The sequence below is a fragment of the Pseudomonas sp. SWI7 genome, assembly GCF_006351945.1.
Lineage (GTDB): Bacteria > Pseudomonadota > Gammaproteobacteria > Pseudomonadales > Pseudomonadaceae > Aquipseudomonas > Aquipseudomonas fulva.
On record NZ_CP040930.1, the window covers coordinates 495,110 to 515,967 of the forward strand.

Annotated in this window: 19 protein-coding genes, 1 other RNA gene and 1 pseudogene; 6 read left to right on the plus strand and 15 right to left on the minus strand. The window is 63.5% G+C overall.

From position 1 onward, the window contains the following. Positions 1 to 2 precede the first annotated feature (2 nt). The gene (gene ligA / locus FH041_RS02360) at positions 3 to 2,333 is read left to right on the plus strand and encodes an NAD-dependent DNA ligase LigA (RefSeq protein WP_028687965.1); all 2,331 of its coding nucleotides are present in this window, start codon (positions 3 to 5) and stop codon (positions 2,331 to 2,333) included. Between the two features lie 218 nt (positions 2,334 to 2,551). Beyond that, positions 2,552 to 2,648: signal recognition particle sRNA small type (ffs, locus tag FH041_RS02365), an RNA gene on the plus strand. 142 nt (positions 2,649 to 2,790) lie between these two features. Here ffs and FH041_RS02370 read toward each other — a convergent pair. Next, positions 2,791 to 3,240, minus strand: a complete 450-nt coding sequence (locus FH041_RS02370; protein ID WP_028687964.1) for a DUF2846 domain-containing protein — start codon at positions 3,238 to 3,240, stop codon at positions 2,791 to 2,793. A 168-nt stretch (positions 3,241 to 3,408) separates the two neighbouring features. Further along, the gene (locus FH041_RS02375; RefSeq protein ID WP_049695650.1) at positions 3,409 to 3,849 is read right to left on the minus strand and encodes a helix-turn-helix domain-containing protein; all 441 of its coding nucleotides are present in this window, start codon (positions 3,847 to 3,849) and stop codon (positions 3,409 to 3,411) included. An 80-nt stretch (positions 3,850 to 3,929) separates the two neighbouring features. On the opposite strand from FH041_RS02375, the gene FH041_RS02380 reads away from it, so the two are divergent. Further along, positions 3,930 to 4,409, plus strand: a complete 480-nt coding sequence (locus FH041_RS02380; RefSeq protein ID WP_027916012.1) for a DUF2938 domain-containing protein — start codon at positions 3,930 to 3,932, stop codon at positions 4,407 to 4,409. A gap of 3 nt (positions 4,410 to 4,412) precedes the next feature. Here the strand turns inward: FH041_RS02380 and FH041_RS02385 are convergent, their stop codons facing one another. Beyond that, the gene (locus tag FH041_RS02385) at positions 4,413 to 5,171 is read right to left on the minus strand and encodes an ABC transporter substrate-binding protein (protein ID WP_028687962.1); all 759 of its coding nucleotides are present in this window, start codon (positions 5,169 to 5,171) and stop codon (positions 4,413 to 4,415) included. A gap of 119 nt (positions 5,172 to 5,290) precedes the next feature. Between FH041_RS02385 and dnaX the strand changes: the two genes are divergently transcribed. The 3 genes from dnaX (at position 5,291) to recR (ending at position 8,475) form a co-directional block, all read left to right on the plus strand. Then, positions 5,291 to 7,348, plus strand: a complete 2,058-nt coding sequence (gene dnaX, locus FH041_RS02390) for a DNA polymerase III subunit gamma/tau (RefSeq protein WP_140174145.1) — start codon at positions 5,291 to 5,293, stop codon at positions 7,346 to 7,348. Positions 7,349 to 7,411: 63 nt separating this feature from the next. Continuing rightward, a complete protein-coding gene (locus FH041_RS02395) occupies positions 7,412 to 7,747 on the plus strand; it encodes a YbaB/EbfC family nucleoid-associated protein (protein WP_023535908.1) in 336 nt (111 codons plus the stop codon). Positions 7,748 to 7,872: 125 nt separating this feature from the next. Next, complete coding sequence (gene recR, locus FH041_RS02400) at positions 7,873 to 8,475, plus strand: recombination mediator RecR (RefSeq protein ID WP_023535938.1); 603 nt, start codon at positions 7,873 to 7,875, stop codon at positions 8,473 to 8,475. A gap of 101 nt (positions 8,476 to 8,576) precedes the next feature. Here recR and FH041_RS02405 read toward each other — a convergent pair whose 3' ends face one another. From FH041_RS02405 to ccoN, 12 genes and pseudogenes are all read right to left on the minus strand, one after another. Continuing rightward, on the minus strand, positions 8,577 to 9,125 hold the full coding sequence (locus FH041_RS02405; RefSeq protein ID WP_023535921.1) for an adenine phosphoribosyltransferase: 549 nt from the start codon (positions 9,123 to 9,125) through the stop codon (positions 8,577 to 8,579). Positions 9,126 to 9,179: 54 nt separating this feature from the next. Beyond that, positions 9,180 to 9,914 (minus strand): Crp/Fnr family transcriptional regulator FnrA, encoded by a 735-nt coding sequence (fnrA, locus tag FH041_RS02410; RefSeq protein ID WP_027916015.1) that lies wholly within the window; start codon positions 9,912 to 9,914, stop codon positions 9,180 to 9,182. Positions 9,915 to 10,092: 178 nt separating this feature from the next. Further along, entirely contained in the window at positions 10,093 to 11,475 is a 1,383-nt protein-coding gene (gene hemN / locus FH041_RS02415) for an oxygen-independent coproporphyrinogen III oxidase (protein ID WP_027916016.1), read from the minus strand. 177 nt (positions 11,476 to 11,652) lie between these two features. After that, a complete protein-coding gene (locus tag FH041_RS02420) occupies positions 11,653 to 12,336 on the minus strand; it encodes a sulfite exporter TauE/SafE family protein (protein ID WP_027916017.1) in 684 nt (227 codons plus the stop codon). Then, the gene (gene ccoS / locus FH041_RS02425; protein WP_028687961.1) at positions 12,329 to 12,541 is read right to left on the minus strand and encodes a cbb3-type cytochrome oxidase assembly protein CcoS; all 213 of its coding nucleotides are present in this window, start codon (positions 12,539 to 12,541) and stop codon (positions 12,329 to 12,331) included. The genes FH041_RS02420 and ccoS overlap by 8 nt, the downstream gene beginning before the upstream one ends. Before the next feature lie 19 nt (positions 12,542 to 12,560). Continuing rightward, positions 12,561 to 14,994 (minus strand): annotated as a pseudogene (locus tag FH041_RS02430) (heavy metal translocating P-type ATPase); the annotation flags it as partial. 37 nt (positions 14,995 to 15,031) lie between these two features. After that, a complete protein-coding gene (locus FH041_RS02435) occupies positions 15,032 to 15,556 on the minus strand; it encodes a FixH family protein (protein WP_028687959.1) in 525 nt (174 codons plus the stop codon). A 14-nt stretch (positions 15,557 to 15,570) separates the two neighbouring features. Next, on the minus strand, positions 15,571 to 16,986 hold the full coding sequence (gene ccoG, locus FH041_RS02440) for a cytochrome c oxidase accessory protein CcoG (RefSeq protein ID WP_027916021.1): 1,416 nt from the start codon (positions 16,984 to 16,986) through the stop codon (positions 15,571 to 15,573). Between the two features lie 437 nt (positions 16,987 to 17,423). Further along, positions 17,424 to 18,404 carry a cytochrome-c oxidase, cbb3-type subunit III gene (ccoP, locus tag FH041_RS02445; protein ID WP_140174147.1) on the minus strand — a complete coding sequence of 327 codons (981 nt, stop codon included), beginning with the start codon at positions 18,402 to 18,404 and terminating at the stop codon, positions 17,424 to 17,426. Continuing rightward, positions 18,401 to 18,598 (minus strand): CcoQ/FixQ family Cbb3-type cytochrome c oxidase assembly chaperone, encoded by a 198-nt coding sequence (locus FH041_RS02450; protein ID WP_023535942.1) that lies wholly within the window; start codon positions 18,596 to 18,598, stop codon positions 18,401 to 18,403. Before FH041_RS02450 ends, ccoP begins: the two co-directional genes overlap by 4 nt. A 5-nt stretch (positions 18,599 to 18,603) precedes the next feature. Then, a complete protein-coding gene (gene ccoO / locus FH041_RS02455) occupies positions 18,604 to 19,212 on the minus strand; it encodes a cytochrome-c oxidase, cbb3-type subunit II (RefSeq protein WP_023535925.1) in 609 nt (202 codons plus the stop codon). Beyond that, complete coding sequence (gene ccoN / locus FH041_RS02460) at positions 19,212 to 20,654, minus strand: cytochrome-c oxidase, cbb3-type subunit I (protein ID WP_023535871.1); 1,443 nt, start codon at positions 20,652 to 20,654, stop codon at positions 19,212 to 19,214. The genes ccoO and ccoN overlap by 1 nt, the downstream gene beginning before the upstream one ends. Positions 20,655 to 20,858 lie beyond the last annotated feature (204 nt).

Genomic DNA, 20,858 nt, shown 5'->3' on the forward strand with positions numbered 1-20,858 from the left:
AAATGACCGCTGAAACCCGCATCCACGAACTGCGTGCCGAACTCGACCAGCACAACTACCGCTACTATGTGCTGGACGAACCCAGCGTGCCCGACGCCGAGTACGACCGGCTGTTCAACGAACTCAAGGCGCTGGAGGCCGAGCACCCCCACTTGGTCACGCCCGATTCGCCCACCCAGCGGGTAGGTGGTGCGGCCCTTGCTGCATTCAGCCAGGTTCGTCATGAGGTTCCCATGCTCAGCCTGGGCAATGCCTTCGAAGAAGCCGACCTGCGCGAGTTCGGTCGCCGCGTGACGGAGGGGCTGGACCAGCCAGACGCGGTGGATTTCAGCTGCGAGCCCAAGCTCGATGGCCTGGCGGTCAGCCTGCTCTACCGTGACGGTCATCTGGTGCAGGGTGCCACGCGAGGCGACGGCACCACCGGCGAGGACATCAGCGCCAACGTGCGCACCGTGCGCAACATTCCCTTGAAGCTGCACGGCCAAGGCTGGCCTGCGGTGCTGGAAGTGCGGGGCGAGGTGTTCATGAGCAAGGCCGGCTTCGACCGGCTCAATGCGTCCCAGGCCGACATTGGCGGCAAGACGTTCGCCAACCCGCGCAATGCTGCGGCAGGCAGCCTGCGTCAGCTGGACTCCAAGATCACTGCCAGTCGCCCGCTGGAATTCTGCTGCTACGGTGTCGGTCAGGTGTCCGCGCCTGTGGCCGACAGCCATATCGCCACGCTGGAGCAACTCAAGGCATGGGGATTGCCGATCAGTCGTGAGCTCAAGCACGCGGCCGGCATCGAGCAATGCCTGGACTATTACCGCGACATCGGTGAACGGCGTAACAGCCTGCCTTACGAGATCGACGGCGTGGTGTTCAAGGTCAACAGCCTGGCCGCACAACGTGAGCTGGGTTTCCGTGCCCGGGAGCCGCGCTGGGCCATCGCCCATAAGTTCCCGGCGATGGAGGAGCTCACCGAGGTGCTGGACGTGGAGTTCCAGGTGGGGCGCACGGGCGCGGTTACCCCGGTCGCCCGTCTGAAGCCGGTAAAGGTCGCCGGTGTCACGGTGTCCAATGCCACGTTGCACAACATGGACGAAATCGCACGCCTGGGCCTGCGCATCGGCGATACGGTCATCATCCGCCGCGCAGGTGATGTGATTCCGCAGGTGATGCAGGTGGTGCTGGAGCGTCGCCCGGAAGGGGCGCGTGAAGTGCAGGTGCCCAGCCAATGCCCTGTGTGCGGCTCCCACGTGGAGCGCACCCAGCTGGTCAAGCGCAGCAAGGGCAGGGAAGTGACCAGCGAAGGGGCCGTGTACCGCTGCGTCGGCCGCCTGGCCTGTGGGGCGCAGCTCAAGCAGGCGATCATTCACTATGTGTCGCGCCGGGCGATGGATATCGACGGGCTGGGTGAGAAAAGCGTGGAGCAGTTGGTGGACGAGGGCCTGATTGCCTCACCAGCCGACCTTTACACGCTCGCGTTCGACCAAATCGTAGGCCTCGAGGGTTTTGCCGAAGTGTCGAGCCGCAAGCTGCTCGAAGCCATCGCCGCCAGCAAGCAGCCGACCCTTGCCCGCTTCATCTATGCCCTGGGCATTCCCGATGTCGGTGAAGAAACCGCCAAGGTGCTGGCCCGCTCACTGGGCAGCCTGTCACGCGTGCAACAGGCATTGCCGCAGGTGCTCACCTACCTGCCGGACATCGGCCTGGAAGTGGCCCATGAGATTCACAACTTCTTTGAAGACGAACACAACCAGAAGGTCATCCGCCAGTTGCTGGACAGCGGCATGCAGTTGCAGGACGAAGGCGAGCTGGCAGCCGAATTCGCCGCCAGTACCACCCTGGCCGACCTGCTCGCCAAGCTCGACATCCCCTCGGTAGGGCCGACTGGCGCGCAGAAGCTGGTGGCGCGCCTGGACAGCCTGGACAAGATCATCGCCGCGGATGGCATCGACCTGCGCCAGGCGCTCAATACGCGCCAGGCAGAGGCTGTACGCGCGTTCTTCAGGGATGAAGCCAACCAGCAACTGGCCCACGCCATCGAAGCGCAGTTGCTGGCCTTCGGCATGCACTGGCGTAGCGAGAAGAAGGTGGCCGAGGGGCTGCCTCTGGCGGGCCAGACCTGGGTGCTCACCGGCTCCCTGGAACGCATGAGCCGCGACATCGCCAAGGAAAAGCTCGAAGGCCTGGGTGCGAAAGTGGCGGGGTCGGTTTCTGGCAAGACCCACTGCGTGGTGGCAGGGCCGGGTGCCGGGTCGAAGCTGGCCAAGGCCAGCGAGCTGGGCGTGAAGGTGCTCGATGAAGAGGCGTTCGTGGCGTTTCTTGCCCAGCAGGGCATCGAGGTCTGATCACCCTGGGGCTGTGCTGACCCGTTGCGTGAGTGCCGGCACTTGTCCATCTTGGCGGCCGGGGCCGCTGGCGGGTTAGGGTGTTTGACCGTGTGGCGCGCGCTAGCCAGACAAGTCATTGAGAAATGATGACTTTTTCTGCCGCAGAGGTTGTATCTGGGCTCAGGACCGGTACAATGGCGCCACTCGCTGTTCAGCGAGACATGTAGTGGTGGCCCTGTCGGTCCTCCCGCATTGATTACCCGTTAACCTGGTCAGGCCCGGAAGGGAGCAGCCATAGCGGGAACATCGAGTGCCGGGGTGTGGCTGGCGGGGCCGCCTCCATTTCAGGCCCTGAATTCTACAAGGCCAAGCGCTCAGTCACCTAAACTGTGCCGTTTTTTCGTAAGTGCCCGCACTGCGAACACTGGTTATAACGCTGCGCACACTACCGCATACGCAGCATCAGGCGCTGGGGTTACTGTGATTTTGCCAACGTGCACTTCTGCAGATGGGCCTGGCCCACGCTTTCAGGCACAACCTCCAACTTCGCACCGCCTACGAAAACGCCAACTTTGATCGATTGGCGGATGTAGTAATTCTTCCCGCCCACCGCCATCAAATCGATGACATTGTCACTGAATTCGGACTCAGTGCCGATCTTGTGCGGGCCAGGGGTAACCAGGCGGTAGAAGTAGACCCGGTTTGCAGTTTGTCCCACGATCTTGCCATCGACAGTGACGATTTTCTTCAGGGCTTTACCGACGAAGTTGTCACGGTAGATATAGAGGCCGGCCTGGTCGGCGGGCGGTGCTGCAAAAGTCTTTAGCGCGGCGTCTGCTTCGGGGCTCTCCATGGGTACGGAGGCGCAGCCCGTTAAGATAGCCAGACTGATGACAGTAGCGAACAGCTTGATGCGAGACAGCATCGAGATTTCCTTGTCGATAATGAATGTTGAATGATCAGCGCTTCGCTCCATCATTAATATCATTATGCCATGCTGCCTCGCGGTGCATCGAGACGTGAGTACAAACGCCTTGAGCGTTGCACTCATGGGCATGCAGGTGAATCCGATTCTGGATGTCGTTAGCCCTATTCAGTGCCTAGGTTTACCTGCCGAAGGGGTCGCCCTTTTCAAACGGCGCACTACATTCGGATGTGCTGATCGTGCTGAGGCCACTGCCATCAACCGGCGAAACCGCGGGCAGGCCAGGTGATCGGCCGCAGGGCACTCAGCCGCATGGCGTAAGCCCTTGCTCATGGCCTGCAATGTCTTGATCTGGCTGTCGAGCTCATCGGCCTTGGCCAGCAGCTGCGCCCGGTCGACCTTCAGGTCCACCAGCAGGGTGCTGATCTCGTCCAGCGAAAAACCGGCGGCCTGGCCCAGCGCTATCAATGCGAGCCTTTCAGCCACGTCGGCCGAGAACTGCCGGCGTTGGCCTGGCTCGCCACGCGCCGTGAGCAGGCCTTTCTTCTGGTAGTAACGCAGCGTGGAAGACGGCACGCCCGTGCGTCTCGCCACATCGGCAATGTCCATGTACAAGCCCTTGACTTGAAGTTGACTTCAACTTGCATGCTGCCCGGCGTATTCAACAACGTCAAATGAGAGGAAGCGTCATGGTCAACAGCGAACAGTGGATTGCAGCAATGGGCATCGGCGTTGGCGCCACACTGGTCATGGACGGCTGGTCTGCGGTCTCCAGGCGCCTGGGCGCCACCACGCTCGATTACGCCTTGGTAGGTCGCTGGGCCGGGCATGCACTGCAAGGGCACTGGCGCCATCAGGCGATCCGGCAGGCCCCGCCCATCAAGCACGAGCGGGTGTGGGGCTGGGCGCTGCACTACGCCATTGGCGTGGCGTTCGCGATGCTGCTGGTCACTACGGCGGGCGTCGCGTGGCTGAGCGCGCCGACCCTGTGGCCGGCATTGGCCGTGGGCGCAGGTACGGTATTGGCGCCCATGTGCCTGATGCAGCCTGCCATGGGCATGGGTTTTTTTGCTTCACGCACGCCCAGCCCCTGGCGTGCGCGCTTCAAGAGCTTGGTGAACCACATGGTATTCGGTATCGGGTTGTACGTGACGGCCTTGGCGCTATAGGGGTCAGGTGCCCGTCCCGGTGGGTGGGGGCTCTTCGGTGCTGCCGTAGCGTTGCAGCAAGCGCTCCATCTCCCCACTCTGCTTGATGCGCACCAATGCGCGCAGCAGCGCTTGGGCGGGGATGTCAGGGTCGTTGCGGACCAGGCAGCCCAGGTCCTGCTCGTCCAGCACCGCCAGTGGCTGCAATTGCGCATGGCGCTGGTGGTTGAACCACCGCAGTGACAGTTGGTTGCTGACGGCATACCGGTACCGTCCCGCTTGCAACTTCTGCAAGGCCAGCTCCTGGCTGCGGCTGTCTTCCCGGTAAAGCCGGTGTGCCGCCAGCAAGGGTTCAAGCGTGGTGTAGGTGTAGCCCAGAACGGTGCCGATGGGCTGGGGTGACAGCCGTTGTGGCGAAATCGGGCCGCCTTCGCCCAGGCGGCCTACCAGCACATCGCGCTGGTGAATCAGCGGCACGCTCCAGATGAAGTCCTTCGGCCGCGCCATCAACCACTGGTCGCTGACGTAGCAACGTACATCGATATCACCCTGGTTCATCGCCTCCTCGAGGCGCATTCGAGCCATCACATGATATTCGGGTCGGGCACCGGCTTGTTTGGCAGCTGCCTCCATGACATCGAACAGCAGGCCTTCGACCGGCTGGCCGTTCTCGATGCGAATCAGCGGCATGCTCCAGCTCTCGGCCACCGAAAAGCGCAGTACCGGCTGTTCAGCCAGGCTGTGAGCCGACCAGAAAAGAAACAAAGCCAGCAGGGTCCGCACCGCATGTTCTCCATGATCCGCTGTCCATCGTCGCGCACGGCCAGTCAGGCAGTGCAATTTTGCCCCCGCTCCGCTAGCATTAGCGATCTTCCGCTCGATCAGGCTACGATGGTTTTTCGATGAGTTATCAGGTTCTTGCACGTAAATGGCGTCCGCGCTCGTTTCGCGAAATGGTCGGCCAGGCCCATGTGCTCAAGGCCTTGATCAACGCGCTGGACAACCAGCGCCTGCACCATGCCTACCTGTTCACCGGCACGCGCGGTGTAGGCAAGACTACCATCGCGCGCATCATCGCCAAATGCCTGAACTGCGAAACCGGTATCACCTCCACGCCCTGCGGGACCTGCTCGGTCTGCCGCGAAATCGATGAAGGGCGTTTCGTCGACCTGATCGAGATCGACGCCGCCAGCCGCACCAAGGTCGAGGATACCCGCGAGCTGCTGGACAATGTCCAGTACGCGCCGAGCCGTGGGCGCTTCAAGGTCTACCTGATCGACGAAGTGCACATGCTCTCGACCCACTCCTTCAACGCGTTGCTCAAGACGCTGGAAGAGCCACCGCCCTACGTCAAGTTCATCCTGGCCACCACCGACCCGCAGAAACTGCCGGCTACCATCCTTTCGCGCTGCCTTCAGTTCTCGTTGAAGAACATGAGCCCGGAGCGGGTGGTCGAGCACCTGAGCCACGTGCTCGAGGCCGAAAACGTGCCGTTCGAGGCCGATGCGCTGTGGTTGCTCGGCCGCGCGGCCGACGGCTCGATGCGCGATGCCATGAGCTTGACCGACCAGGCCATCGCCTTCGGTGAAGGCAAGGTGCTGGCCGCCGATGTGCGCGCCATGCTCGGCAGCCTGGACCATGGCCAGGTGTACGGGGTGCTGCAGGCATTGCTCGAAGGGGATGCACGCGCCCTGCTCGAAGCCGTGCGCAACCTGGCCGAGCAGGGCCCGGACTGGGCCGGGGTGCTGGCCGAAATGCTCAACGTGCTGCACCGTGTGGCCATTGCCCAGGCCTTGCCCGAGGCCGTGGACAACGGCCAGGGTGACCGGGAGCGCGTGCTCGCCCTGGCCGCTGCATTGCCGGCCGAGGACGTGCAGTTCTATTACCAGATGGGCCTGATAGGGCGGCGCGACTTGCCTTTGGCGCCCGACCCGCGTGGTGGTTTCGAGATGGTACTGCTGCGCATGCTGGCGTTCCGCCCGGCCGATGCCGATGGAGCCCCGAGGCCGGTGCTAAAGCCAGTGGGGATCAGCCAGGCCACAGCTGATTCCGTCGAACCGGTGGCGCCCCCGGCAGCGGTTGCCCAACCGGTAAGCGAGCCGGCTGCGTCGGCGCCGTCAACGCCTGCGCCTGTGATCGAGGTGCCTGCGCCGGCAACGGCAGACCATGAACCCGAAGCTGAGCGTGACCGCGAACTCGAGGCGGAGATTACGGCCATCTCGGTGCCTGAGCCAGTCGCGCCGGTAATCGATCTGCCGTGGGAAGCGCCTGCCGCACCGGCCATGCAGGAGCCCCAGCCGGCTCCAGCCCCCGTTGCTGCAAACCCTGCTCCTGCCCAACAGGCCGCTGCAACCCACGATGATGTACCTCCGTTCGATCCGGGTGCGTATGCATCGGTGGGCATGGACCGCGACGACGAGCCGCCGCTCGACGAAGACTACTACGCTGGCGAAAGCGATCCGGTGGGCTTCAGCTACCTCGACGAGCTGGCCGAACACGTCCAGGAGCAGCCCCAGGCGGCCGCCGAGCCGCTGCCTGCTGCCAAGCCGGCGACCGGGCTGGCCTTGCAATGGCTGGAATTGTTCCCGCAGTTGCCTGTCTCTGGTATGACGGGCAACATCGCGGCCAACTGCACGTTGATCGCCGCCGACGGTGATGACTGGCTCCTGCACCTGGACCCGGGCCAAGGCGCGTTGTTCAACGCCACCCAGCAAAGACGCCTGAGCGAGGCGCTCAACCAGCACCTGGGGCGTACTTTGAACCTGCGCATCGAGCTGATCCGGCCCGAACAGGAAACGCCAGCTCAGGCGGCAGCCCGCAAGCGCCTGGAGCGCCAGCATGAAGCCGAGGCGTCGATCGAGCACGACCCGCTGATCCAGCAGATGATCAAGCTGTTTGGCGCCAAGGTGCGGCACGATACTATTGAGCCTGTAGAGGCCCTGGCCAGTCAGGGCCAATAACGAATAACCATGCGGCCAGCCCCGTGCCCGGCCGCATCACATGACCCAATCGAGGTATTCCCCATGATGAAAGGTGGCATGGCCGGCCTGATGAAGCAGGCCCAGCAGATGCAGGAAAAGATGCAGAAAATGCAGGAAGAGCTGGCCAACGCAGAAGTCACCGGCCAGTCCGGCGGTGGTCTGGTCAGCGTGGTGATGACCGGTCGCCACGACGTCAAGCGCGTGAGCATCGACCAGAGCCTGATGTCGACCGAAGAAGACGACAAGGAAGTGCTCGAAGACCTGATCGCTGCAGCCCTGAACGATGCCGTGCGCAAGATCGAACAGAGCAGCCAGGAAAAGATGGGCGGCATGACGGCTGGCATGCAATTGCCGCCAGGCTTCAAGATGCCGTTCTGAGCCCCTGCGCGCCCACGAACCGTCGCTGGTAACAGCGGCGGTTTTTTTATGGCCGCCGTGCCGATTTGACGCCACACCCCATGGTGGGTATAAACCGCCTCTTAATGACTTGTCAGGCGTTTCCCATGAGCTTCAGTCCTCTCATCCGCCAGCTGATCGACGGCTTGCGCATCTTGCCCGGCGTTGGCCAGAAAACGGCACAGCGCATGGCCCTGCAATTGTTGGAGCGTGACCGCAGCGGGGGGCTGCGGCTCGCCCAGGCGCTGACTCAGGCCATGGAAGGGGTAGGACATTGCCGCCAATGCCGCACCCTGACCGAACAGGACCTGTGCCCGCAGTGCGCCGACCCACGGCGTGACGACACGCAACTGTGCGTGGTCGAGGGCCCGACGGATGTCTATGCCGTCGAGCAGGCCGGGTATCGCGGCCGCTACTTTGTGCTCAAGGGGCATCTGTCGCCGCTCGACGGACTGGGCCCGGAGGCGATCGGCATTCCACAGTTGATGGCACGCATCCAGGAGCAGGGCACCTTCACCGAAGTCATTCTTGCCACCAACCCCACGGTGGAAGGTGAAGCCACGGCGCACTACATTGCGCAGTTGCTGGCTGAGAAGGGTCTGGTCGCCTCGCGTATCGCCCATGGCGTGCCCCTGGGCGGCGAGCTGGAGTTGGTAGATGGCGGCACGCTGGCCCATGCCTTTGCAGGGCGTCGCCCTATCTCGCTCTGAGGCAGTGATGGAGTACGACCTGCGGTGCAGTGACCCCGGGATTTCCGCCGCGAAGCTGATCCTGGTGTCGCCGCACCCTATCGCCGCCCAGGCGTCACCCCTCAACGCTCGCTGAGGGAAAACTCGGTCAGGCAGAAGGTCGGTACGCCCGCCGCTTGCAAACGGCGCGAGCCGTCCAGCTCGGGCAGGTCGATGATGGCTGCCGCCTCGAACACCTGCGCACCCGTACGGCGCACCAGGTTGGCGGCGGCCAGAAGCGTACCGCCGGTGGCGATCAGGTCGTCGAAGATCAGTACCGAGTCGCCCTCGCACAGGCTGTCGGCGTGCACTTCAAGGAAGGCTTCACCGTACTCGGTCTGGTACCCCTCGCTGAGCACGTCAGCGGGCAGCTTGCCTTGCTTGCGGAACAGGATCAGGGGCTTGTTCAGCTGATGGGCGATGATCGAACCGATCAGAAAACCACGCGCGTCCATGGCGCCGATGTGGCTGAATTCGGCCTCCACATAACGCTCGATGAACTGATCGGCCACATAGCGCAGCCCGCGCGGCGACTGGAACAGTGGGGTGATGTCGCGGAAGATCACACCCGGCTTGGGAAAGTCCACTACCGGGCGGATCAGGGCTTTGAGGTCGAAGGCGTCGCTGTGCATTGTTGCAGGTATCCTGGGAAAACGAACGGCCCAGTATACCTGCTAAAGCCGCCCTCAGGCCTCCATTGCGCCACCGGCCAGCGCGCAAAGCTGGATCGGGTCGAGGATATGCACCTCCTTGCCTTCGGCGCGCAGCAGACCATTCTGCTGGAAGCGGGTGAACACGCGCGACACGGTTTCCACCGCCAGCCCCAGGTAGTTGCCCATCTCGTTGCGCGACATGCTCAGGCGGAACTGGTTGGCCGAATAGCCACGGGCGCGGAAGCGCGCCGACAGGTTGACCAGGAACGTCGCGATGCGCTCATCGGCGGTTTTCTTCGAGAGCAGCAGCATCATCTGCTGATCGTCGCGAATTTCGCGGCTCATCACGCGCATCAACTGGCGACGCAGCTGCGGCAATTGCACCGACAGTTCATCCAGGCGCTCGAACGGAATTTCGCAGACCGACGTGGTTTCCTGGGCCTGGGCCGACACCGGGTAGGCCTCGGTGTCCATGCCGGAGAGGCCCACCAGTTCGCTGGGCAGGTGGAAACCGGTGATCTGCTCTTCACCGCTGTCGCTCAGGCTGAACGTCTTCAGAGCGCCGGAGCGTACGGCATAGACCGAGCCAAAATTATCCCCCTGGCGGAACAGGAACTCGCCTTTCTTGAGAGGGCGACCTCGCTTGACGATTTCGTCCAGTGCGTCCATGTCTTCCAGGTTGAGTGAAAGGGGCAGGCACAGGGGGGCCAGGCTGCAATCCTTGCAATGGGCCTGGCTGTGTGGGCGCAGTTTGACTGGCTCGGACATTTGACTCGATCCTTGTGGGAAAGCACACATAAGTCGTAAGGGTAACCCACGACATAGGGTGTAGGCCAGTGGCCGCGACCAGTAGGCTGGCTTGCCACGCCCGGCTGCGCATCACCCGATGGCCTGTGTGCCAGCAGCCGCATGGCCAGGACGCATGGAGTGCGGCCAAATGCCTCGCTCAGATCACACGGGAGAACCGTTGGCGATTGTGCAGGGCCAGGTAGGCATCGAAGACCATGCACACCGAACGGGCCAGCAGTCGCCCGGCCGGTAGAATCCGAATGCCCTTGTCGTCCAGGCGAATCAGGCCATCGCGCTGCAAGGTCAAGAGCTCCGGCCACAGGTCATTGAAATAGCCACGAAAATCGATGGCGAATGCCTGTTCGATCGACTCGAAGTCCAGCTCGAAATGGCAGATCAGCTGTTGGATGACCGCCCGGCGCAGACGGTCGTCGGGGGTGCACAGCAGGCCGCGCTGGGTGGCGAGCTGGGCGTTGGAGAGGCTGTCCTGGTAGGTGGTGAGGTCGCTGCTGTTCTGGCAGTACAAATCGCCGATTTGGCTGATCGCCGACACGCCCAGGCCGATCAGGTCGCAGTGCCCATGAGTGGTATAGCCCTGGAAGTTACGCTGGAGCGTGCCTTCCTCCTGGGCAATGGCCAGTTCGTCATCGGGCAAGGCAAAGTGGTCCATGCCGATGTAGCGGTAGCCGGCAGCGGTCAGTTGCTCGATGGTGGCGTGCAACATGTCCAGTTTGGCCGCTGCACTGGGCAGCTCCCCGGCTTCGATGCGCCGTTGCGGCATGAACCGTTCGGGCAGGTGGGCGTAGTTGAAGACTGACAGGCGATCGGGCTGCAGGCGGATCACTTCTTCAACGGTGCGTGCGAACCCTTCGGGCGTCTGGCGCGGCAGCCCGTAGATCAGGTCCAGGTTCACCGAGCGAAACTGCAGGGTGCGAGCCGCCTCGATCAAGGTGCGCGTCTGCTCCAGGCTCTGCAGACGGTTGACGGCACGCTGCACGGCCGGGTCCAGGTCCTGCACGCCGAGGCTGACGCGGTTGAAGCCCAGCTCACGCAGCAGGCCCATGGTCGACCAGTCCGCCTCGCGCGGGTCGATTTCGATGCCGTAATCGCCCGAATCGTCATCGAGCAGGCTGAAGTGCTGGCGCAGCGTGGCCATCAGCTGACGCAGCTCTACATGGCTCAGGAAGGTCGGGGTGCCGCCGCCGAAGTGCAGCTGCTCCACACGTTGCCTGCTGTCCATGTGGCAGGCCACCAGCTGGATTTCCTGTTCCAGGCGTTGCAGGTAGGGGGCAGCGCGTGCCCGGTCCTTGGTGATGACCTTGTTGCATGCGCAGTAGTAGCAGATGTTGGCGCAGAACGGCACATGCACGTACAGCGACAGCGGGCGCACGGCCCGCCGGCTTTCGCGCAGGGCGTGCAGCAGGTCGAACGAGCCCACTTCGCTGTGCAGTTGCACGGCGGTTGGGTAGGAGGTGTAGCGTGGCCCGGCCAGATCGTAGCGGCGGATCAGGTCGGTGTCCCAACGTAGGTCGTCGAGCATGAGGGCGGTCCCCGGAAAGAGCAGCAATGTTCCGGAGTCTAGGGATGTCTGTAGGAATCTGTGTTGATTTGTATCAAGCGCTAAACGGCCTGAGGGCGCTAGGTCTAGCTCAAGCGATGCGCGGTGGGTACGGCCGGTTACTGGCCATAAGCCATACGCTGCGCCGCCTGGCTCGCCTCAGTGGCCCATCAGCCAGTGTTGATGAGGGCCGGGCAGTGTCCATACGCCGAACAGCACCACGAGCATGCCGCCGGCCACCCGCACGCTGCGTTGTCTCAACAACCTGTTTACCCGCTCGGCCGCCAACCCGGTGGCCAGCAGCACGGGCCAGGTCCCGAGCCCGAATGCCGCCATCAGGGCGGCACTGTGCAATGCATTGCCTTGGCTGGCGGCCCACAGCAAGGTGCTGTACACCAATCCGCACGGCAGCCAGCCCCACAAGGCGCCCAGCAGCAGTGCCCGAGGCAGGCTCGAGACCGGAAGCAGGCGTGACGCCACCGGCTGGATGTGCCGCCACAGCCCGCGACCCATGGCTTCGATGCGGGTCAGTCCGCTCCACCAACCGGCCAGGTACAGGCCCATGGCGATCAGCAGCAAGGCGGCCATGATGCGCAAAACAAGCACGGCAGGGCTGTTGGCCACCGCCCAGCCCGCCATGCCGAGCATCAGGCCCGCGGCCGTGTAGCTGAGCACACGCCCGACGTTGTAAGCCACCAGCAGCCGCAATCGACGGCCGCGCTGCGCCGGGGGTATGGCCAGAGTCAGGGCGCCCATCAGGCCGCCGCACATGCCCATGCAGTGACCGCCTCCGAGCAGGCCGAGCACCAGCGCCGAGCCCAGTAGGGGTAGCAAGTCAGCCACGAGCCGGGGGCTCGGAAGGGTTATCAGGCGTTTGTTCGGGCGTGACGGCGGCTTGGTGACGGGGATCCTGATCGTCGAAGAGAATGCTGTGAGCGGGGCTTTCCAGGTCGTCGTACTGGCCGCTGTCCACCGCCCAGAAGAAGATGTAGACGGCCACGCCGACCAGCAGCAGCGCTGCGGGAATCATCACATAGAGGGCGGGCATGGCAGGTTCCTCGCAAGGGTAGGTGCTGACGGGGCCAGGGCAGGCGCCGCAGCAGGCATTCGGGTCAGGCGCAGGGCGTTGAGCACTACCACCAGTGAACTGACCGACATGCCGACCGCTGCCCACACCGGGGTGATCCAGCCAAGGGCCGCGAACGGCAACATGAGGCCATTGTACAGGCTGGCCCACAGCAGGTTCTCGATGATGATGCGCCGCGTGCGCCGCGCCAGCGAGGCCGTCTGCACCAGCGCCTGAAGCCGGTTGGAAAGCAGCACCGCGTCGGCGCAGGTCTTGGCCAGGTCAGTGGCACTGCCCATGGCGATGCTGATGTCTGCCGCCGCCAGCACCGGCACGTCATTGACCCCGTCCCCCAGCATCAGCACCTTGTGCCCGGCCTCTTGCAGGGCCTTGAGCCGCGCTAGCTTGTCATCGGGCCTAAGGCCGCCGGCGGCCTCGTCGATGCCCAGTTGCGCGGCCACCTCGCCGACCATCGGCGAGCTGTCTCCGGACAGCAGCAGCGTACGCCAGCCAAACGCCTTGCAGGCCGCGAGCAGGGCAGGGGCGTCTTCACGCAGGCGATCGTCCAGCCCGAACCAGGCCAGCGGCCCGCGGCGGTCGCCCAGCAGCAGCCACTGTCCCCGTGGCTCGGGTATTGCCGGCGGCGGGGTGCCGCTCAAGGCGCAGACGAAGCTTGCCTGGCCGATGCGCAGGCGTTGGCCTTCAACCTCACCCTCAAGGCCCAGCCCGGGCACGGCCAGCACACCATCGGCCGGCGTGGCCACTTGGCCGAAGGCCCGTGCGATGGGATGCTCGGAGCGGTTTTCCAGGGCCGCGGCCCAGGCCAGGCAAGTGTCGGCCGTTGCATGGCCCAGCGGCCTGATGCTGCGCAAGGTCAGGCGCCCTTCGGTCAGCGTGCCGGTCTTGTCGAAAATCACCGTGTCGATCTGATTCAGGCCCTCCAGCACATGACCGCGTGTAACCAGCAGGCCCAGCTTGTGCAACGTGCCTGTCGCCGCCGTCAACGCGGTCGGGGTGGCCAGCGACAGCGCGCAGGGGCAAGTCGCAACCAGCATGGCGAGCACAATCCAGAACGCCCGTTGCGGCTCCACCTGCCACCACCACACGCCAATGGCGGCGGCCGCGAGCAGTGAGCACAACAGGAACACCTGGGAGGCGCGGTCGGCAATCTGGGCCAGGCGTGGCTTTTCGGTCTGGGCACGTTCGAGCAAGCGGACGATGGCAGACAACCGCGAATCCTGGCCCAGGGCTTGCACCTGCACCTGCAGGGCGCTTTCCACGTTCAGCGTGCCACCTGTGACCCGATCACCCTCCTGGCGAGGTTGGGGCAGGTATTCGCCGGTCAGCAGCGACTCATCGACACTCGAGCGCCCTTGCACGATGCGACCGTCAGCCGGGATCACCGACCCCGGCAGCACCTGCACGCTGTCCCCGCAACGCAGTTCACTGAGCAGGATGCGCTCGCTGCGGCCCTGGGCATCGACACGCAGACAGGATGCCGGCAACAGGTTGACCAGTTGCGCCGTCGCGGCGGCCGTGCGTTCGCGGGCGCGCCGTTCCAGGTAGCGCCCGGTCAGGAGGAACAGGGCGAACATGCCGACAGTGTCGAAATACAGCTCGCCGCTACCGGTGACAGCCGTCCAGATCCCGGCACCGAACGCCAGGGCGATGGCCAGCGAGACGGACAGGTCCATGGTCAGGTGGCGGGTGCGCAGGTCACGCGCTGCGCCCTTGAAAAAGGGCGCGCAGCTGTAGAAGACAATGGGAATGGTGAGGAACAGGGCCACCCAGCGCAGGATGGTGTGCAACTCGGCGGACAGGTCCATGTTGAATTCCGGCCAGGTGGCCATGGTTGCCATCATCGCCTGGAACCACAGCAATCCTGCGACCCCCAGCCTGCGCAACGCACTGCGGTTTTCCCGGTTCAACTGCTCGGCCGCCTGGTCAGGCTGATAGGGGTGGGCGGCGTAGCCAATCCGGCGCAGCGCCGCCAGCACCTGCGACAGCGGCAATTGCCGATCATCCCAGCTCAGCAGCAGCCGATGATTGGACAGGTTCAAGCGCGCCTCGGCCACCCCCGGCAGGTTGCGCAGGTGCTTGTCGATCAGCCAGCCGCAGGCGGCGCAACTGACGCCCTCGACCAGCAGCGTGGTTTCGGCCAGTTCGCCCTCGTGCCGCACGAATCGCTGCTGCACATCGCTGCGGTCGTACAGCGCCAACTCGTCTTGCAACTGCCGGGGCAGGGCTTGCGGGTTGACGCTGTTGTCGCTGCGGTGCTGGTAGTAGTGCTCAAGGCCCCCGGCCACGATCGACTCGGCCACAGCCTGGCAGCCTGGGCAGCAGAAGGCTCGGGGCTGCCCCAGGACCACGGCGGTGAACCCGCGACTGGCGGGAACGGGCAGTGCGCAGTGGTAGCAGAGGATGGGTTGGGTCATCGCATCATTGCCTTGCACAAGTCGATCGCGAGCGCGATCAAAGGTGTTGAGCGCCTTGCAGCGCCTCGTCACCCAACTCCAGGATCACACCATGCTCGACCTTCTCTTCTTCGAACAGGCGCCACACCTGATCGCCTTCGCTGCCCAGCAGCTCGACGAAGCGCCGGCCATTGACCTTGTCTTCCAGCTGGCCGACATAGCGCCCCTGCTCGACACGGCTCAGCAGCACCCGGCGGTCCATGGCCGGCTGGGTAGGGGAGATAAGGTTCAGCTCCAGCGTCTGCGGGTCACTGCTACCGGTCAGGCGCACATCTACCTCACCGGTCAGGTCGTCCAGGTGGACGCTGGCCTTGAGCGCCAGTTGCTGAGCCAGCAGCTCCCTGTCCAGGGAGCGGTTGATGCCCTTGCCGGCCTCGTAGTAGTTGTCGTTCACCAGGTTGTCCGGGTTGCGCACGGCGATGCTGACCATGGTCAGGCTCAGGCACACCGAGGTGGTCAGGATGCCGATGATGATCCAGGGCCAGAGGTGCTTGTACCAGGGGCTGGCGGCGGTGGCAGGCATGGTGTTCATCCTTCTTAGCGAATCTGCGGGCCGATGAAACGGCTCTTGGCTTCAACCTGGGCGTCGCTGTCATCGGCGCTCTTGAGGATGAAGGTGATTTCGTTGGTGGTCGAGGGAAGTTTTTCCGGGGCCACCGACAGTTGCACGGGCAGGCTGACGATGTCGCCGGCGGCCACGCGGATTTCCCGTTGGCCATCGAGCATCAGGTCGGGCAGGCCGGTGGCATCGAGCACGTAGACGTGGTCGCGCTGGTCCTTGTTCATGACCTTGAGGCTATACACGTTTTCGATGCGCCCCTGCGCATTCTCCCGGTACAGGACGCGGTCCTTGCTCACGTCCAGGCCTACCAGCGAGCGGGTGGCAAAGGCGCTGGCCAGGGCGATGATCATGACCAGCAGCACCACGGCGTAGCCGATCAGGCGAGGGCGCAGCAGGTGGGTCTTCTGCCCGGACAGGTTGTGCTCGGTGGTATAGCTGATCAGCCCTCTGGGGTAGTGCATCTTGTCCATGATGCTGTCGCAGGCGTCGATGCACGCGGCGCAGCCGATGCACTCGATCTGCAGGCCATCGCGGATGTCGATGCCCGTGGGGCACACCTGCACGCACAGGGTGCAGTCGACGCAATCGCCCAGGCCCTTGGCCTTGTAGTCCACGTCTTTTTTACGCGGCCCACGCGTCTCGCCACGGCGCGGGTCGTAGGACACGATCAGTGTGTCCTTGTCGAACATCACGCTCTGGAAGCGCGCGTAGGGGCACATGTACACGCACACCTGCTCGCGCAACCAGCCGGCGTTGCCATAGGTGGCCAGGGTGAAGAAACCGACCCAGAAGTAGGCCCAGCCGTCTGCCTGGCCCGTGAAGAACTCGACCACCAGCTCGCGGATGGGGGCGAAATAGCCGACGAAGGTCATGCCGGTGACGAAGCCGATCAGCAGCCACAGGCTGTGCTTGGCGAACTTGCGGGCGAACTTGTTGGCGCTCATGGGCGCCTTGTCCAACTTCATTCGCTGATTGCGATCACCTTCGGTGACCTTCTCGCACCACATGTAGATCCACGTCCACACGCTTTGCGGGCAGGTATAGCCGCACCAGACCCGGCCTGCGAACACGGTGATGAAGAACAGGCCGAAGGCCGCCACGATCAGAATGCCCGACAGCAGGATGAAGTCCTGGGGCCAGATGGTCGCGCCGAAGATGTAGAACTTGCGCTCTGGCAGGTTCCACCACACGGCCTGGTGCCCGCCCCAGTTCAGCCAGACGGTACCGAAGTACAGCAAGAACAAGACCGCACCACCTACCATGCGCAAGCGCCTGAACAGGCCGGTGAAGGCACGTGTGTAGATTTTTTCGCGCGAGGCGTAGAGGTCGACGGAATCCTTTCCTGTCTTGGCAGGCGGGGTTACATCATGTACCGGTATATGCTTGCTCATCATCATGTCCCACGGCAGTGGAGAAATGCCGCGGCCAGTGCATGCCGGCCGCAGTCTCGCGCAATCTGCTAGGCCCTGTGTGAAAAGCCTTGATACTCGGTGATGCTGCGTTGAAAACAGCCTGGATCGCCAGCCCGGTCGGAATGCTCATTTACAACATGTAAACTCCGCTTCCTCGGCTGTTTTCGCCTTGCCTGACCTTCGTCTCAAGACTCTTCACACAGAGCCTAGCGCTGCGCGGCCATGATACGCCCCTGGCAGACGTTCAGACCGAGGTGCGACCTTTGGCCGCATTGGGTTGATCTTGTGAAACGTGATATGGGAAGTGTCAATTGATCCAGGTCAGCCGGTGACGCATTTGTTGCCCGCCTGTTGGAACAACCCGGTTGCTGGGCTTATGTCTGGCCTGGCTGCCAGCAGCCCACCCCCAAACTTCCTCACTCGGCTTTCTCGCCTGCCTCCGGCGAGTGCGAAAGGCTGTACACATAAGCAGCCAGCAAATGCACCCGGTCGTTGCCCTGCAACTGTGCCTGGGCCGGCATCTGCCCCTGGCGGCCGTATCGGATGGTCTGCTGCAACTGTGCAAAGCTCGACCCATAGATGAACGCCTGGGGGTGCGTGAGATTCGGAGCGCCCATGGCCGGGGTGCCCTTACCCTCCGGCCCGTGGCAGGCCACGCAGCTGCTGGCGAAGATCACCTTGCCCTTGGCCGGATCGGCATTGATGCCCTCCGGCAGACGGCGACCGTCCAGGTTGGTGAGCACGAAGGCGGCCACATCGGCCACGCCCTGTTCGCCCAGCACCTCGGCCCACGCCGGCATGACCCCGTGGCGCCCGTTCATGATCGAGGCTTTTATGGTTTCCGGCTCGCCGCCCCAGCGCCAGTCCTTGTCGGTCAGGTTGGGGAAACCGTAGGCACCCTTGGCATCGGAACCGTGACATACCGAGCAGTTGGAGGCGAACAGGCGACCGCCCATCTTCAACGCTTGTGGATCCTTGGCCACCTCTTCGATGGGCATGGCCGCGAACTTGGCGAAGATCGGCCCGAACCGGGCGTCGGCCTTGGCCATTTCCTTCTCCCATTCGTGCACACCGCTCCAGCCGGCCTGGCCGTCCGAGAACTCGGCCTGCTTGTCGTTATCCAGGTAAGCGTAGCCGGGCAGGATGCCTTTCCAGTTGCCCAGGCCCGGGTACAGGGCCAGATAGCCCAGGGCAAAGACAATGGTGCCGACGAACAGCCAGAACCACCACTTGGGCAGCGGGTTGTCGTACTCCTCGATACCGTCGAACGCATGGCCGACGGTCTCGCTGGTGGTCTCCTCGCGTTGGCCCTTGCGGGTAGACAGCAGCAGCCAGGTCAGGGCGAGGATGGTGCCCAGGGTCAGAACGGTGACGTACACACTCCAGAACGTTGTCATTGTTTTTTGCTCCCGGATGCCTTTTCTTGTGCGTGCTCGACGTGTTGGCGGGCCTGGGGATCATCGGCAAAGGGGAGTTGGGTCGCTTCGTCGAAGTCTTTCTTGCGCCGCGGGCTGAACACCCACAGCGCCAGGCCGATGAAGGCCACCAGCACCACCACGGTGCCCAGGCCGCGAATCATTCCGATATCCATCGCCGTCACCGTTTGCTCTTGATGAGGGTGCCAAGGCCTTGCAGGTACGCCACCAGGGCGTCCATTTCGGTCTTGCCCTTGACCGCATCCCGAGCGCCGGCGATGTCGGCATCGGTGTAGGGCACCCCGAGGGTGCGCAGCACCTGGAGCTTACGGGCGGTGTCCTTGCCATCGAGGGTGTTTTCCACCAGCCATGGGTAGGCCGGCATCTTCGATTCCGGCACCACGTTGCGCGGGTTGTACAGGTGGGCGCGGTGCCAGTCATCGGAATAGCGCCCACCGACCCGGGCCAGGTCCGGGCCGGTACGCTTCGAACCCCACAGGAACGGGTGGTCCCAGACGCTTTCGCCGGCGACCGAGTAATGGCCGTAGCGCTCGGTCTCTGCCCGGAATGGGCGGATCATCTGCGAATGACAACCCACGCACCCTTCGCGGATGTAGATGTCCCGGCCTTCAAGTTCCAGTGCGGTGCGCGGCTTCATGCCTTCGACCGGCTGATTGGTCACGTCCTGGAAGAACAACGGGACGATCTGGGTGAGCCCGCCAATGCTGACGGCGATCACCATGAAGAAGGCCAGCAGGCCGATGTTCTTCTCTACGGCTTCGTGCTTCATCAGTGCGCTCCCACGACAGCGATCTTGGCGGCTTCTTCAGCCTCCACCGGGTTGGCCGCGCGCACGGTGCGCAACACGTTATAGGCCATCAGCAACATGCCGCTGGCGAAGAACGCGCCGCCCAGCGCGCGAACGATGTAGCCCGGATGGCTGGCCTGCAGGGCTTCGACGAACGAGTAGGTAAGGGTGCCGTCGTCGTTGATGGCGCGCCACATCAGGCCCTGGGTGATGCCGTTGACCCACATCGAGGCGATGTACAACACGGTGCCGATGGTCGCCAGCCAGAAGTGGGCATTGATCAGGCCAATGCTGTGCATCTGCTCACGCCCGTACAGGCGCGGGATCATGTGGTACACGGCGCCGATGGAGATCATCGCGACCCAGCCCAGGGCCCCGGCATGCACATGGCCGATGGTCCAGTCGGTGTAGTGCGACAGCGAGTTCACCGTCTTGATGGCCATCATCGGCCCTTCGAAGGTGGACATGCCGTAGAAGGCCAGCGACACCACCAGAAAGCGCAAGATCGGGTCGGTGCGCAGTTTGTGCCAGGCACCGGAGAGGGTCATCATGCCGTTGATCATGCCACCCCAGCTTGGGGCCAGCAGGATGATCGACATCACCATGCCCAGCGACTGCGCCCAGTCGGGGAGGGCGGTGTAGTGCAGGTGGTGCGGGCCGGCCCAGATGTACAGGGTGATCAGCGCCCAGAAATGCACGATGGACAGGCGGTACGAATAGATCGGCCGCTCGGCCTGCTTGGGCACGAAGTAGTACATCATGCCCAGGAAGCCCGTGGTCAGGAAGAAACCGACGGCGTTGTGGCCGTACCACCACTGGATCATGGCATCGGTCGCGCCCGAATAGGCCGAGTACGACTTGAACAGGCTGACCGGCAACGAAATGTGGTTGACGATGTGCAGCATCGCAGTGACCACGATGAAAGCCCCATAGAACCAGTTGCCGACATAGATGTGCTTGGTCTTGCGCTTGACGATGGTGCCGAAGAACACCGCGCCGTAGGCGACCCAGACAATGGTCAGCAGAATTGCCAACGGCCATTCCAGTTCGGCGTATTCCTTGGTGGTGGTGTAGCCCATGGGCAACGTGACCAAGGCGCCGACGATCACGGCCTGCCAACCCCAGAAGGTGAAGGCCGCCAGGCGATCGGAGATCAGCCTGGCCTGGCAGGTGCGCTGCACCACGTAGTAGCTGGTGCCGAACAGTGCACAGCCGCCAAAGGCGAAGATCACCAGGTTGGTGTGCAGTGGGCGCAGGCGGCCGAAGCTGGTCCAGGGCAGGTCCAGGTTGAGCTCAGGCCACACGAGCTGCGAGGCGATGAAGACGCCCAGGCCCATGCCGATGATCCCCCAGACCACCGTCATGATGGCGAACTGGCGGACGACCTTGTAGTTATAAGCAGTCGAACTGATTGCAGTGCTCATTCTCAGGTTCCACGGTTTTATGTTCTTGTTGGTCGAAATCGGCATCAGTATCGGAAACCCCCTGGGTTACCGCAACGCAACTTTGGTACGCCGACCCGTGTCCAGCCCTGTTCGACAGTGGCACGCAGTGAACGGGGGATGCCATGGATTGTACACAAATAAATATTTGTAATGTGTACCGTTTCTCGGTTTTTTCTGATCGAA

Excerpts from the sequence above, each read along its gene's own strand:
- ccoG (WP_027916021.1), bottom strand. The coding sequence starts at position 16,986 with ATGAGCAAGCATATACCGGTACATGATGTAACCCCGCCTGCCAAGACA.
- recR (WP_023535938.1), top strand. The coding sequence starts at position 7,873 with ATGAGCTTCAGTCCTCTCATCCGCCAGCTGATCGACGGCTTGCGCATC.
- FH041_RS02370 (WP_028687964.1), bottom strand. The coding sequence starts at position 3,240 with ATGCTGTCTCGCATCAAGCTGTTCGCTACTGTCATCAGTCTGGCTATC.
- ccoP (WP_140174147.1), bottom strand. The coding sequence starts at position 18,404 with ATGACAACGTTCTGGAGTGTGTACGTCACCGTTCTGACCCTGGGCACC.
- FH041_RS02405 (WP_023535921.1), bottom strand. The coding sequence starts at position 9,125 with ATGCACAGCGACGCCTTCGACCTCAAAGCCCTGATCCGCCCGGTAGTG.
- hemN (WP_027916016.1), bottom strand. The coding sequence starts at position 11,475 with ATGCTCGACGACCTACGTTGGGACACCGACCTGATCCGCCGCTACGAT.
- FH041_RS02435 (WP_028687959.1), bottom strand. The coding sequence starts at position 15,556 with ATGCCTGCCACCGCCGCCAGCCCCTGGTACAAGCACCTCTGGCCCTGG.
- ccoN (WP_023535871.1), bottom strand. The coding sequence starts at position 20,654 with ATGAGCACTGCAATCAGTTCGACTGCTTATAACTACAAGGTCGTCCGC.
- dnaX (WP_140174145.1), top strand. The coding sequence starts at position 5,291 with ATGAGTTATCAGGTTCTTGCACGTAAATGGCGTCCGCGCTCGTTTCGC.
- ccoO (WP_023535925.1), bottom strand. The coding sequence starts at position 19,212 with ATGAAGCACGAAGCCGTAGAGAAGAACATCGGCCTGCTGGCCTTCTTC.
- ligA (WP_028687965.1), top strand. The coding sequence starts at position 3 with ATGACCGCTGAAACCCGCATCCACGAACTGCGTGCCGAACTCGACCAG.
- FH041_RS02380 (WP_027916012.1), top strand. The coding sequence starts at position 3,930 with ATGGTCAACAGCGAACAGTGGATTGCAGCAATGGGCATCGGCGTTGGC.
- fnrA (WP_027916015.1), bottom strand. The coding sequence starts at position 9,914 with ATGTCCGAGCCAGTCAAACTGCGCCCACACAGCCAGGCCCATTGCAAG.
- FH041_RS02450 (WP_023535942.1), bottom strand. The coding sequence starts at position 18,598 with ATGGATATCGGAATGATTCGCGGCCTGGGCACCGTGGTGGTGCTGGTG.
- FH041_RS02375 (WP_049695650.1), bottom strand. The coding sequence starts at position 3,849 with ATGGACATTGCCGATGTGGCGAGACGCACGGGCGTGCCGTCTTCCACG.
- ccoS (WP_028687961.1), bottom strand. The coding sequence starts at position 12,541 with ATGCCCGCCCTCTATGTGATGATTCCCGCAGCGCTGCTGCTGGTCGGC.
- FH041_RS02395 (WP_023535908.1), top strand. The coding sequence starts at position 7,412 with ATGATGAAAGGTGGCATGGCCGGCCTGATGAAGCAGGCCCAGCAGATG.